Annotated in this window: 13 protein-coding genes; 1 reads left to right on the plus strand and 12 read right to left on the minus strand. The window is 37.3% G+C overall.

The window, feature by feature from the left end; all coding sequences use genetic code 11:
• Nucleotides 1–67: 67 nt before the first annotated feature.
• Nucleotides 68–679 (minus strand): metallophosphoesterase family protein, encoded by a 612-nt coding sequence (locus AC4BC3_RS10010; protein ID WP_490466406.1) that lies wholly within the window; start codon nt 677–679, stop codon nt 68–70.
• A gap of 157 nt (nt 680–836) precedes the next feature.
• Here AC4BC3_RS10010 and AC4BC3_RS10015 point away from each other — a divergent pair, with 157 nt between their 5' ends.
• Nucleotides 837–1,607: a hypothetical protein gene (locus AC4BC3_RS10015; protein WP_490467312.1), complete on the plus strand. Its 771-nt coding sequence runs from the start codon at nt 837–839 to the stop codon at nt 1,605–1,607.
• Nucleotides 1,608–1,826: 219 nt separating this feature from the next.
• Here AC4BC3_RS10015 and AC4BC3_RS10020 read toward each other — a convergent pair whose 3' ends face one another.
• From AC4BC3_RS10020 to licT, 11 genes are all read right to left on the minus strand, one after another.
• Complete coding sequence (locus tag AC4BC3_RS10020) at nt 1,827–2,834, minus strand: sugar kinase (RefSeq protein ID WP_206907368.1); 1,008 nt, start codon at nt 2,832–2,834, stop codon at nt 1,827–1,829.
• A gap of 10 nt (nt 2,835–2,844) precedes the next feature.
• Complete coding sequence (dagF, locus tag AC4BC3_RS10025) at nt 2,845–3,585, minus strand: 2-dehydro-3-deoxy-phosphogluconate aldolase (protein ID WP_490466407.1); 741 nt, start codon at nt 3,583–3,585, stop codon at nt 2,845–2,847.
• Between the two features lie 25 nt (nt 3,586–3,610).
• Nucleotides 3,611–4,705 carry a DgaE family pyridoxal phosphate-dependent ammonia lyase gene (locus tag AC4BC3_RS10030; protein WP_206907235.1) on the minus strand — a complete coding sequence of 365 codons (1,095 nt, stop codon included), beginning with the start codon at nt 4,703–4,705 and terminating at the stop codon, nt 3,611–3,613.
• Nucleotides 4,689–5,801 carry an amidohydrolase/deacetylase family metallohydrolase gene (locus tag AC4BC3_RS10035; RefSeq protein ID WP_490466408.1) on the minus strand — a complete coding sequence of 371 codons (1,113 nt, stop codon included), beginning with the start codon at nt 5,799–5,801 and terminating at the stop codon, nt 4,689–4,691. The genes AC4BC3_RS10030 and AC4BC3_RS10035 overlap by 17 nt, the downstream gene beginning before the upstream one ends.
• Before the next feature lie 9 nt (nt 5,802–5,810).
• Nucleotides 5,811–6,899 carry a DUF871 domain-containing protein gene (locus AC4BC3_RS10040; protein WP_490466409.1) on the minus strand — a complete coding sequence of 363 codons (1,089 nt, stop codon included), beginning with the start codon at nt 6,897–6,899 and terminating at the stop codon, nt 5,811–5,813.
• On the minus strand, nt 6,896–7,159 hold the full coding sequence (locus AC4BC3_RS10045; RefSeq protein ID WP_206907241.1) for a hypothetical protein: 264 nt from the start codon (nt 7,157–7,159) through the stop codon (nt 6,896–6,898). The genes AC4BC3_RS10040 and AC4BC3_RS10045 overlap by 4 nt, the downstream gene beginning before the upstream one ends.
• A 70-nt stretch (nt 7,160–7,229) precedes the next feature.
• The gene (locus AC4BC3_RS10050) at nt 7,230–8,573 is read right to left on the minus strand and encodes a PTS sugar transporter subunit IIC (RefSeq protein WP_206907244.1); all 1,344 of its coding nucleotides are present in this window, start codon (nt 8,571–8,573) and stop codon (nt 7,230–7,232) included.
• A gap of 181 nt (nt 8,574–8,754) precedes the next feature.
• Complete coding sequence (locus AC4BC3_RS10055) at nt 8,755–9,456, minus strand: GntR family transcriptional regulator (RefSeq protein WP_206907245.1); 702 nt, start codon at nt 9,454–9,456, stop codon at nt 8,755–8,757.
• A gap of 201 nt (nt 9,457–9,657) precedes the next feature.
• On the minus strand, nt 9,658–11,100 hold the full coding sequence (locus tag AC4BC3_RS10060; protein ID WP_490467313.1) for a glycoside hydrolase family 1 protein: 1,443 nt from the start codon (nt 11,098–11,100) through the stop codon (nt 9,658–9,660).
• Nucleotides 11,101–11,122: 22 nt separating this feature from the next.
• Nucleotides 11,123–12,982 carry a beta-glucoside-specific PTS transporter subunit IIABC gene (locus AC4BC3_RS10065; RefSeq protein WP_490466410.1) on the minus strand — a complete coding sequence of 620 codons (1,860 nt, stop codon included), beginning with the start codon at nt 12,980–12,982 and terminating at the stop codon, nt 11,123–11,125.
• Between the two features lie 125 nt (nt 12,983–13,107).
• Nucleotides 13,108–13,956, minus strand: a complete 849-nt coding sequence (gene licT, locus AC4BC3_RS10070; protein ID WP_490466411.1) for a BglG family transcription antiterminator LicT — start codon at nt 13,954–13,956, stop codon at nt 13,108–13,110.
• Nucleotides 13,957–14,004 lie beyond the last annotated feature (48 nt).

Genomic DNA, 14,004 nt, shown 5'->3' on the forward strand with positions numbered 1-14,004 from the left:
TTTCACCAAAAATAATTTCAATAACTTGTAATCAAAAAATCATCGTTTTATATAAAATAAGTTTTTCTTATACTCGGTTGATTTTTGCTAGTTCTTCTTGTTTTGCTTGAAAAATTTCATCAATATTGACTTCTGACAGCGGCGATCCAAATGGCAATGCTCTACCTAGCAGTTCTCTTTCCGGAGCATCCACACCAACATTTACATCGTTTCCAATTGGAACACTGTAATTGTGGATGTGTCCATGTAAATTACGGACTGCATCATTTTGTCCCAGCAGTAAAGGATAGTGCGTTAAATAATATTGATGATGATTAAATTTAACAATTGCGCCGACATCATGAAAGTAAAACTTCTTATCTTGATTCATCATTCCAGGATCATTTTTTTCTAAATAACGAAAAAAGGCACGGCTATCATGGTTCCCTTTAATAAAATGGATTTTTCCATTTAGTTGTTTCACTTGTTCCAGTATTTCTTGACTTCCTTTTTCATACTGGGGGTGCATAGCAAGATCACCTAAATGATAAACGGTATCGTGCTCTTTTACGATAGCATTCCAACTATCAATAAGTTGGGCATTCATTTCGTCAACTGTTTTAAATAAACGTGGAGCAAAATCATTTTGTCCTAATAGAGCCTCATGAAAAAAATGAAGATCACTAATAAAATAATTCATGTTCTCGCCTCTTTCTAAACTTCTCAAGTTCTCTTTATTTTAGCGTTCTTTTGCTAAAATCACCAAAGTTAGAGCCGAATAAAGAGAAGTTGTTTTTCATTCATGCTAAACTGAACGTAGCTATTGCCAAACTAAACAAGAGAGAAAGGTGAACATTATGACAATTTCATTCACTGGAACAATCAAAAAAGATCAAACAATTATCGAGTTAGCTGATGGACAAGGTACCTTAACAATTTCAAGTAAGAAAGTGGCACCTGCAGACAACTCTTTTGAATTGTACTTCCAAAATCGTCACTGTATTGGAATTGATTCTGCACCTAAAGAATTTGATACGCTTATTTTGGTATCACTCCCTTGGGAAATGGAAGCAAATTATTTAAGCCATTCCTTTTTCACACTTGCAGAAGAAAATAACTTAACGGTTTCAAAACCAAAAGATATTGCAAAGCAAATTCCTGCAAATGTTTTACCAAAAATTGAGGAATCACGCGAACAATTTTTACGTTTATTAACAACACTTGGTTACTCCTTCTTGCCAACAGAAATAAAGAAAAAGAAACCAGGAAAAGCACGTCATCGATGGTCAAAAGAAGTCAGTAAAATTCCTTTCACCGTTCATTTTCGTGGCAGTAAAGCCACTCTTTACTGGAAAAGCCGAAATGAAATGTTAGTTAAAAAAGGAGCAATCATGATGACAGAAGCCCCTCTCAATAAAGATGGATCGGTGAGTTACGCTGCAAAGTATGGTGACAAATTACGTGCCGATCATCAAGAAAATATTTCTGGTAATAAAACAACTGCTGATATTATTTTGAAAAGTGTCAATGAAGTCAGTTTGTTTCTTTACTTTGGGGGGACAAACAGTTGGTTGGAAATTCTAGATGAGAATGGAAAAAGTCTAGATGAATGGACTAGAGTAGATTAGTTTGCTGATACAAACACTTGAAATAAAAAACTAGCATCAACAATAGCAAAACAGGAGCTGTGACAATCCTTTTGTCACAGCTCCTGTTTTTGAATAGGTGGTGTTCACAAAACTACTCCTCGTAATAATTCACAACTGTTACAAAATATGAAAGGCTATTTTTTTCAGAGTTGTTCTTTATTTTTTCGGAGCTGATCGCTTGGCGCCACAATCTTTTTCTTAACGAATCAAGTCTGTTTCTGGATGTTCCAGTAATTGCTTGACTTGTTTTCGCGTTGTTAGCGGCACATCTCCTTGGATTGCATGAGCAAGTCGAGCATTAGCAATGGCAAATGCCACAGTTTCTTCCAAGGACCAGCCTTCAGCAAAGCCAAGTAGAATTCCCGCAGCATACGCATCGCCAGCACCAATTCGATCTAAAACTTCCAATCGTTGCTTAGGTAATTCGAATGTATCTGTCGGCGTCATCAAATAACCACTCAAAAATTTTTCATGATCAATCACTTGACGTTTTGTTCCAGCGAACCATGTAATGTCATAATGTGCTAAAAATGATTGGATAAAAGCAGGTTCACTTTCTGTAACGGAGACGCTCGATTTCCATTGCATCAACTCAACCAGATCTCGGGTCGAACCAAAAACAATCGTACAATAAGGTAATATTTTTTCGTAACGCTGCTTCATTTGTTCTTTTTTCCCTGCTTCTTGATTTAAACTGGGGCGAAAATTGAAATCAAAACAAACGATTTTTCCTGCAGCATGTGCTTCTTTTGCCAACGTAATCGCCGTTTGCGCTGTAATCTCAGTCAAACTCAGACTAATTCCGCAGATATGAACCATATCTACTTGTTCAATGAATCGCTTCACACCATACGCTTCGATTGAAGACAAACTAAACGAACTGCTTTTCCGATTTTGGTAAGTAACTTCAGTTGGCCTTGCGCCGAATCCCATCTCTGCAAAGTACGTACCAATGTGTTGATGTTGTTGAATGATATATTCTGTTTGAATACCTAAACTTTTTAAATTAGCTAATGCAGCTTTTCCTAAACGATTGTCTGGTAAAGCCGTCAACAAATAGCTTTCTATTTCAAAATGTGCTAAATTTCCAACCAGATTCACACCTGTTCCCGTATATGCCATTCGCAACGTATGTGTTTGTTCTAATTGCAAATGTTCTGGGGGCGTCAAGCGTAACATCACTTCTCCATATGCACCAATCTTCATTTTTTTCACTTTACTTCACCAGCTTCTCCATCATTTCCAATAACGTTTCAACATCTTCGACTTTTGTATCGCCTGTTTCTGGATCAATAATTGAGCTATAAACATGAGGAATAATTTTTTTCACGCCAGCATCAACGGCAATCTGCACGATCTCTTCGAAATTCGTTAAATCAATACCTCCTGTTGGTTCCAACGCAAAATCGAATGTTGCACAAGCTTTTGCGACTGCTTGATATTCTTCTTTATGCGTAAGCCCCTTCATAGGAAAATATTTAATGGATGTCCCACCCATATCTTTTAATAACTGAATAGCTGTTTCAATTGGTACTTCAGCTGCAGGTGCTTGTGCACTTAATGGCCCAGTTGCGATATTGACATAGCCTACTTTTCCAGTCGGTGACACGAGACCATTTATAACTGTTTCTTCTTGTTGTAGTAATGCTCGTGAAGCACCTACCCCCGTAAATACTTGGTTCACATGTTGTGGTTGCAAAACAGCTGATAATCTTGAAACCATTTGACTTTGGTTGGGATCACCCGCACCTAAGCCAACAGACAAAGCATTATTGGTTGCTTCTTGGTATTTCTTCATATCAGCAATCGCTGCTTCATCAGTTTCATAATTTTTCGAAAGAACGCCTAAAACAATATGACCCTTGGCTGCTTCATAACATGCTTTTGCGTTTTCGACAGAGTTTGCTAAAACGTTTAGACAAATTCGATCGGCTAAATAATTTGGACTAAGTGACATTCTTCATTCTCCTCATCAATTGGTTTTAGTTTAAAATTTCCGTTAATCGTGTAACGATTTTTAGCATCTCAGCATTAGTTACTGAACGAATATCAAATTCGATCACACCATTGTTTGCCTGATATTCCCGAGTATAGATAGCAGGATCCTTTTCCTTCAATTCAGTAATCACTTCTTTAGCTGATTTTTCACCTGAAACTTTGATGCTTGCTCGATAAATATCTCGACCAGCGCCGTCCTGTACAATTTTCGCTTCAATGCTTGGTAATTGGTTCATCGCCTCAACAAAAGGAACTAACCTTTCTTTCATTGCTTCTCCTGTTTCACTTCCTGTAAGTAAATAGTCCTCAACAGCTTGGGTGAAGCCTAGTAAGTTATCTTTACCGATTTTCATTGCTCGTCCGATTCCTTTACTTTGTAAACGAACCCACTCCACATATGTCTTCTTACCAATCACTAAGCCAGCACTAGGTCCTTCAATTGCTTTCGCGCCAGAATAAATCACTAAGTCAGCGCCCAATTGACTGTAAGTAAACAAATCTTCTTCTGCTGCTGCATCGACAATTAACGGAAGGTTATGTTGATGTGCCACCGCTACAGCTTCTTGCACACTCAGCATACTTTTTTGAACAGTATGATGGCTTTTGATATATAAAATTGCTGCTGTTTCTTCAGTAATCATCATTTCTAGATGGTCAGGTGTACACATATTGGCATAGCCTGCCTCCACAACTTGTCCACCGCCTTGTTCGACCATCACCTCAACAGGAGTACCATAATCGACATTATGGCCCTTAGGTAAAATGATTTCTCGCTTAGTAATTTTTTTAGTATATGGATGGTACACGTGATAGGTACTTCCTTGCCCAATAATGCCAGCAACTGATTGTGCAATTCCAGCTGAAGCACTCGAAACGATTTGCGTATCTTCGACTTGAAGTAACCCAGCTAAGTAGCTCCCTGTTTCTTTCACTAATTCACTCATTTCAAAAAAGTGTTCACCGCCAAAACGTTGTGCTTCTAGCACTTTTTCCGAAACCTTTGATACACCTAAGATAGTCATCTTGCCGGAAGCATTGATGACTTCTTTTAAGTGGAATTTTTCATAGCTGACAGTCATAAATTTCCCCTCCAATAATGGTTTTGACTGGTTTGATTTGACTATTCGTCGTCCGAGTAAAACCATTGGAATCTGTTAACACTTTTGGTTCTTCTAGAAATTCAAAAATCGTTAGATCTGCGTCAAACTTTTCTTTTAACTGACCTTTATTTGCTAAGTGAAAGTTTTCCGCAGGTATCTTTGTTACTTTTTCAATGATTTCTTCCCAAGAATAGCCAATGACATGTAACTTTTCCATCGTAGTTGCTAAATCATAAACTGGTCCATTTTCCCGATTACGAATATAGATATCCGTACTAATTGATGACGCTTTGATGTTTGCTTGTTGCGCGACTTCTGCCACATGAAAATTAAAGCTATCTGTCCCATGACCAATATCAAAAATGATTCCTTTCGCAAAAGCTTCTTTGGCAATCCGTTTGATTTCATTTGTTTTTGAATCAAGGATACCATTACTTTTCCCATTGAAACAGTGAGTCAAGACATCTCCTTTTTCCATTCTGGCTAAAACATCTGCTAATTCTGGTGGTGCTGAACCAATATGAACCATTAAAGGTAAATGCTGATTCTCATTTTGGATTTTTTTGGCTAAATCTAATGGAGTGATACCATTTTTTCCTACTACGGTTTTACTCATTCGCGCCTTGATCCCAACAATAAATTCAGGAAGTTCATTGATTTTGTTCTTTACTAATGCTTCTTGCACTTTACTTAAGTCAGCTAGTTCATCTTGCGTGACGATTCCCCATTTAGAGATATTCAACAACGCATAAACATTCGTTTTTGCTTGCTTAGCATACCTGTAAAACGTTGCAATATTTTCTGCACCAGTTGTTCCGGCGTCAATAACAGTCGTCACACCTTTTTCAACACCGATTTTATCTGGATAGTCATAATAAAGTGTCATTTCTTCAAAACAATGTACATGATCGTCAATCCAACCAGCCGATAAATACTGCTGTGAGGTTAAGGTCAATGTTTCTTTTGACTCTCCTGTAATTTTGGGCGCAATTTGACTGATTTTTCCATTTACAACACCAATTTCAAAGGAAGGACCTTTAAGTTCTTTTGCATTTTTTATTACTAAATCAAACATGGCGACACCCTACTTTTCAATAAATTTAAATTTTGACCAAGGATGGATAAATGGCAATAAAATAAGCTCTTCCTCACGAATTGTACCTACTTTATTTTTTCTTGGATCACTATGAGGCTCTAAAACGACTTGTAGTTCATTTTTGTATTTGCCAAACTGATCATTACCAATCACAACATCCCCCACTTGGAATTCAAAACTTGCATCATGAACAGGGTTACTTTTATTTTTATATTTTTTTCGTACTTCCGTGGAACGAATCACTTGATTCGTAATATCTCCCCGACGAACATGCTGTTCATTCAATACGATTTGTCGTTCTACTTCATTAACTTCTGCTACAAATTCAATTGCAAAAACACTTTGATAACGATCAATCTTACCTAAAGCTTGTAGCTCTTCTTCTGAAGCATACGCATTTCCGATAATGACATCATCAATCAAATCTGTCGCAAATAAATGTTTTGCAGCAACTTCAACAGGTAGATGACGATGCATTTCTAATGTTGGTAACCCATCGTTGATATCCCAAGGACCAATTTCTCCAACTTGTGAAGTAATGAATGCCGCTGTGCGAATGCCTTGACGTTTAAAACGTTGGCTACATTTTTCAAAAAATTCAAATGGTAAAGCTGTGCCCTCTTGAGGATAAAAATTATGACAACCATATAAGAATGGTGTATTTGCTTGATAAGTCAAAATGTTATCTAAGTAAGCAACGTCATTACTCATATTTAATTCGATTGCTAATTCATAAGGATTATACGTTAGCATTGCTTCCTTGTTCCCATCGAAGCCCAGATCTAAACGAATGCCATCCGCACCTAATTCGTGGAAAAAGCTCAAATCATCATAAGAAATACCAAGCTGTTCAAAAATCGTTGGTACAACATCTAAAATCGTTTCATACCCAAGTGATTTGGCGAAAAAAATCAAATTTTTGAATTTTTCTTTGACAACTTCACTTTCTTCATTGATTTCTAACATACTCATAAAAATTCGACGGAAACCATAGCGATGCGCCAGTTCAATATAAGCACGATCTGTTTCACTGTCACTGTGGTCTGGATAAACTGAAATACCTAAAACTCTTTTCATACTTCTTCTCCTCGTTCCATTTTTTCAAATTTTTTTCTGTACTTATAAGCAATACTTGTGGCAAAAAGAATGGTCACAATTCCTACAAGTTGATGTAGACTAGCAAAAAGCCCACTCAAAATAATCACAGTTGAAATACCAATGATTGCAATAACTAGAAAATAACGTAATTTCATCTGCTCCATTTTTGGAGGTAATCCTCTTTTTTCCAAATAAGTATGTGCAACAATCAACACAACTATGCCAACGATCAGTTCCATTTTTTCACCACCATTTACTTTTGCTGATTCAATTGAATAAAGGGCAGGACTGCATCCCGCCCTTCGTTGTTTATTGTTCTTGCGTGATTCCAGTATTCAATACTTCTTGTGTTGCTTGTTCTTGTGCATGTTCTTCAGCTTCTCTTGCTAGCTGTTGTTTTTCAAATACTTTAAAGAATGGATAGTAGATTCCTAACGTAATGAAAAAGTTCACTACTACTAAGACTCCTGCGGCTACGCTCCAATTCGTACTCATCCAAGCAGCAATTGGGGCAGGCATCGCAAATGGTAAGCGTGCAACCATCATTGGAACAACTCCACTAATTGTTAAGACATAAGATAAAGTCGTGGTAATCAATGGTGCTACGATAAACGGGATACCTAAAACAGGATTCATCACGATTGGCGCACCGAAAATCACTGGTTCATTGATGTTAAATAACCCTGGAAGAATCGATAATCGTCCTAAACTCTTCAAATATTTTGATTTTGAGAACATGAATAACACGACTAAAGCAAGGGTTGTGCCAGCGCCACCAATCCAAATGAACCATTGTAAAAATTGCTCTGTGAAAATATTTGGCATGTTTTGTGCACTTGCTCCAGCATTGAATGCATCAATGTTTTCAGCAATTGAAATATCCCAAAATGGACGGATAACTGGTCCCATGATTGCTGGACCATGAATCCCTAAAACCCAGAAGAAACAGATTAAGAAAACAGTTAGTAAACCACCAAACAAGCTATTGCCAGCTAGAATCCCTTTTAAAGGCATCAAAATTTGACTCAAGAAGCCATTCAAATCAAATCCTAACATATGACGAATGACCCAGAAGAAAATCAAGATCACCGCACCTGGGATCAAAGCGACAAATGAATTGGTTACTTCAGGTGGCACACCATCTGGCATTTTGATGGTAATTTTCTTTTCAATAAAGAAACGATAAATTTCTACAGAAATAATTGCAGTTACGATTGCACCAAATAATGAACCTGAGCCTAAATTAGCAATATTGATATAACGTCCTGCACCAATCACGCTATCTACATCTTCAAACACACGTGTTGGCGGTGCTGCAACAATCAAAAATGACATTAGTGCTAAAATTCCAGCTGTTAATGAATCGACTTTGTAGCTTTTTGCTAATGATGAAGCAATCCCAAAAGTTGCATATAATGCTAAGATCCCCACAGTATAGCGAAATGGAATGTCTAAAATTTCTCGGTATGGTTCGATCATTGCAGCAACTGATTCGATTGGAATATTTAACAAAATAGTGAAAAATGAACCAACAATCGTTAATGGCATTGTTGCGATGATTCCCTTTCTGATTGCAGTCATGTGTCGTTGTGTTCCAATTCGATTGGCTACTGGCATAATTTTTTGCTCAATGATGCCTACAAATTTATCCATGTTGCTCCCCCTCTAGTCCCTTTTGTTGTTATAACATTATAATGTTTACACAAAGAGAATAACACATCTCGTTTGCAATGTAAACGCTTTTTAAAATTCAAAAAAAGAAAAAGTGAAACGATTGACGTTCCACTTTTTCTTTTTTGGGGATAACATCCCTTGCTTTTTTGCTTCAACACACTTATGTTTCGTAGTCGATATGATAAGGATGTAAAGCCGTGTGATAGATAGCTTCTGAGTACTCAACTAGCTGTCCTTCTTCTGTCAATGAACGCCTAATGCGTTTCATTCCCAGCGGTTCATTTGTTTTCAAGATTGCTTGTTCTTCTTCACTTAAAAATACCGCAGAGAAATCATCTGAAAATTGGTCAATTGCATAACCTTTTTGAGTTAACAAACGATATAAAGACTCTTGATGGAACATTTTTTCGTCTAGCTCAGTGACTGTTTTTGGTAAATAATGCACAAAATAAATATATGGTTTTTCATTGAGGTAATACAATCGTTTGAAGCGTACCGCATGATTTCCAAAAGAAGAAAATAGCGGATCTTCCTCAGCTAGATCAATTGAAGTAAGCTCTAATGTTTCTTTGCGTACCTCGTGTTGTGAATTTTCTAAAATTTGTGTAAAACTTGCTGCTTTCGATAAACGATTATAGGGACGATTACTTAAAACTGTTGTACCACGTCCACTTTTCTTTTCCACATATTCATCAGAAGCTAGCAATTCGATTGCCTTGCGCACAGTGATTTTACTTACCTGAAACATTTCTTCTAGTTCATTTTCTGTCGGTAGCATGGAACCTACAGGATACCTTCCAGAGAAAATATCTGCTTTGATTTTGTCTGCAACTTCTAAGTATAATACCCGCGTTCTCTTCATAGTTTCACCCTTTATTTTACTCTTAGTAAAAGAATAGCATATAAAAAATAAAATACAAAAAGAAGAACATAAAAGTCTGGGATCTAGTAGATTTCCCAGACTTCTTTATTGTATAGAAAGTAGTGATTTTGTTTTTCTTTTAAGTGTCTGCTCGCTATCTTTTCAGAGCTAAGCGTTTTACACCACAACCTTTTCACAGCTTTATACTCTTTCACCATTCGTTCTAATAACTTCCTTATACCAATCAAATGATTTTTTCTTCGAACGATTCAGCGTACCAACACCATTATCATCAAGATCAACATAGATAAATCCATAACGCTTGCTCATTTCACCAGTAGAAGCACTCACCAAATCAATACAGCCCCATGGGGTATAGCCCATCAAATCAACACCATCTGCCACCGCATCCGCCATTGCATCAATATGTCGACGTAAATAATCAATTCGATAATCATCATCAATCGTTCCATCGGGATTGACTTCATCAATTGCACCTAAGCCATTTTCTACGATAAACAATGGCTTTTCATAACGATTATATAACTCGTTCAATGCAATTCGAAGACCATCTGGATCAATTTGCCATCCCCACTCACTTGCTTCCAAGAATGGATTTTTGACTCCACCTAATAAATTACCAATTGATGTGTCTGCTTCTGGACTAACTTCATCAACTGCACTAGACATATAGTAGCTAAAGCCAATATAATCGACAGGATATTGTTTCAACAACTCAAAGTCTTCCACTGTTTGTTCTAAAAGGCTAGCATCAACACCATATTTTGCATAAGTTCGAGAGGTATATGCAGGATATTCTCCACGAACTTGCACATCCGTACAAAAGAAATTAAATTCTTGATTTTGGATCATTGTTGCCACCTGGTTCACTGGGTTCGAATCAATACTATAAGTAGTAGCATAAATAATCATGCACCCAACTTCAATGTCTGAACGTAATTCATGAGCAAGCTTAACTGCTTTACTGCTAGCAACAAATTGATTGTGCCACGCTTGGAAAATATTTTGATAATCTGCTGCCCCATTACTTTTAACAAGTCCTTGGCTTAAAGCAGGAAAGTGAAAAGCTGAATTGATTTCATTGAACGTCATCCAGTATTTTACTTTTTCATGGTAACGAGTCAAGACTGTTTCTGCAAATCGTTCGTAAAAAGTAATCAATTCGCGATTTTTCCAACCACCATATTTTTTGGCTAAGTTCAACGGCATTTCATAATGAGAAATCGTGATTACAGGCTCAATACCATACTTCAAACATTCATCAATCAACTGATCATAAAAACGTAACCCGGCTTCATTTGGCGTCAACTCGTCTCCTTGAGGGAAAATTCGTGACCAAGCAATCGAGAAACGATAACATTTGAAATTCATTTCTGCAAATAAAGCAATATCTTCTTTAAAATGATCGTAATGTTCGATTCCTCGATGATTTGGGTAAATATATTTTTCTTCATCCATCGTCCAATCAAAGTCTTCACTACCAATAATCGCAAATCTTTGCTTTCCGCCCGGCATTGCATCAGCAACGGATAAGCCCTTGCCATCACGATCAAAAGCACCTTCTAATTGATTCGCAGCTGTTGCGCCGCCCCATAAAAATTCTTTTGGAAAACGTGTTGTCATCATTTGTATCCCCCTAATATCTTTATTTTACAATTGCTAAAAAATCTTCAGTTGAGATAATTTCTTCTTGATCCAGTTCCAAAACATCAGTAAATTGATCGGTATTCGTAATCACAATTGGTGTTACGGTACTGTAACCCGCAGCACGAATCGCGTCAATATCAAATTTTACTAATAAGTCCCCCGCTTTCACTTGGTCTCCTTGCTTCACAAACGTTTCAAAACCAGCACCATTTAATTCCACTGTATCCATTCCAATATGCATCAATATTTCAATACCATCAGTCGTTGTCAAGCCAACCGCATGACCAGTTGGAAAAATCGTAGTGATTTCACCATCTGCTGGCGCAAGAAGTTCTCCTTTTTCTGGTTCAATCGCGATTCCTTTTCCCATCGCACCGGTTGAAAAGACCTGATCAGCTACCTCACTTAATGGTAACACTTTTCCTGTCAATGGGCTCTTTAGATTATGACGACCAGAAGAAAGTGTTTCTCCGGCTGTCGCTTCCATTTTCTTTGTTTCTTCTGCAGGATCTTCAAATCCAACCAACAAAGTTCCTAAAAATGCAAGAATGAAAGAAATTCCTGTTGCAATGATTGCCATCGTTACATTGGATTCTACACCATCAATCGTACTAATGAATGACGGAATCGTTAATAAGCTGACTAAGCCACTAGCAAAAGATTTTACACCTGCAAAACCAATCAATGCCCCACCAATACCTCCAGAGACACAAGCGACGATAAATGGTTTTTTCAATGGTAAGGTTACACCATATACAGTGGGTTCTGTAATCCCAAACAACGCAGTGATTGTTGATGAAATACCTAGTGAACGTAATTTACTATCTTTTGAGCGAACCGCCACAGCTAATGCGGCACCACCTTGTGCCAAAACAGCTGGCAATAACATCGGCATCAAAATATCATAACCAAATTGATCAATATTCAAGAACATGATTGGTACAAATCCCCAATGCATCCCAAACATAACAAAGACTTGCCAAAAACTTCCCATAATCAAACCAGCCACAATCGGACTAAAACCATAAATCGAATTGAATAGACTACCCAGTGCATTCCCAGCAACTGTTCCAATCGGCCCTAAAGCTAAGAAAGTCAAAGGAACCATAACTAACAAAATGATTAAAGGAACTAAAATCATTTGCAAAAATTGGGGAATGATTTTTTTCACAAGTGGTTCAAATTTACTTTGCACCCAAACAGCCAAGATAATTGGGATAACAGAAGAGGTATAACCAGAGGGAGATAAAATAACCGAAATTCCAAAGAAATCTAATGCTGTTCCTGCACCAGCTGCCGCCGTGATTGCTGGATACACCAATGCCATCGCAATAGCTACTGCTAAAAACTGATTTGTTTTGAATTTTTTAGCCGCTGTAAAAGCCAGCATTACTGGTAAAAACGTGAAGACGCCATCTGCAGCTGCAAATAAAATCTGATAAGCTCCACTCTCTGCAGCTAACCAGCCGAGAACGGTTGCCAAAGATAGAAATCCTTTTAAAACCCCTGCTGCTGCCATCGCACCTAAAAACGGTGTAAAAATACTTGAAATAATATCAATAAACTTACTTAAAATATTCCCAGATTTTTCTTCTTTTGCTACCTGATCCGCTAAACCTTCTTCATCCACAATTGCTTGATAGACATCAGCTACATTACTGCCAATCACAACTTGGTACTGACCACCACTTTGAACAACTTGGATCACATCCGGGTCACCCTTTAATTTTTCTGTGTCTGCAATCGATTCATCTTTCAATTTAAAACGTAATCGTGTGGCACAGTGGACCAGACTATTGACGTTTTTTTGCCCCCCGACTGCTTCCCATACACGTTTGCCAACTGCTTTGTTATCCATCTTTTCTTCCTTCTTTCTACTAAATTTTGATAAAATAAAAAACCTAGATTGAAAAAACGGTCACGAATTGCTTGCTCGTGTCCATATTTTCAATCTAGGTTTTGCCTGCCTGACAGTAACAACCCTTATGATTGGATCTGTTTTTCATTCACTACACGTTGGATATGAATCGTCAAATAGATTTGCTCTGCAACTTCCATTTCTTGTTGTTGCGTATGAACCAAATAATCATTGATTCGTTGCACACAACGGAAGGCTTGGGGATATTTTCCCTGAACTAATGCATAAAGAAACTCATCTTTTTCGTCAGAATTTTCACCTTTTAGATAACGCTGTGCAAAAAATTGTAGATGTGTAATGATTCGTTGATAGTTCAATGATTCTTCATCAAAAACAACACCAAAAAATTTACTAATAATGCTTAAGATATCACGTACCATGGTTGTCGCAGTCATCGTCACTTGCATATCACCATTTCCTTGCTGGCTATTCACAAAATGAAAAGCGATAAATCCCGCTTCATCTTCAGGAAATTCAATACCAGTTTTTTCTTCAAGAAAATACAAGGCTTCTTTAGCAACCTGATACTCTTTAGGATAAAACTTTTTTGTTTCAAATAATAACGGATTTGGTAATTGGACTTTTTCTTTTGCCCGCCCCATCGCGTAATGAACATGATCCGTTAGTGTTAAATAAATATTCGATGAAAAGTTCACAGCCAATTTTTCCTCTGCTAAGTCAACTATTTGTTTGACTAATTCGACTTCTTCAGAAGGAATGTCAGCCATTAGCTGTTGAAACTGGCTTCTGGAAAAAGAATCTTTGAGTACAAACTCTTTTTGGATTGCTTCAGATGAAATCGAATCGCCAGGCTTCTTTTGAAATGCCAATCCTTTGCCCATATAGACTATTTCTTCACCTAATTCATTTTTCGAAATGACGACATTATTATTCAGTACTTTTTCAATAATCATCTCGTCTTCTCCTTTCCAAAAAATAAAAAAAACCTAGAATTCGCCTGT

The sequence above is a fragment of the Enterococcus sp. AAFC-DPL-6103 genome, from assembly GCF_058216595.1.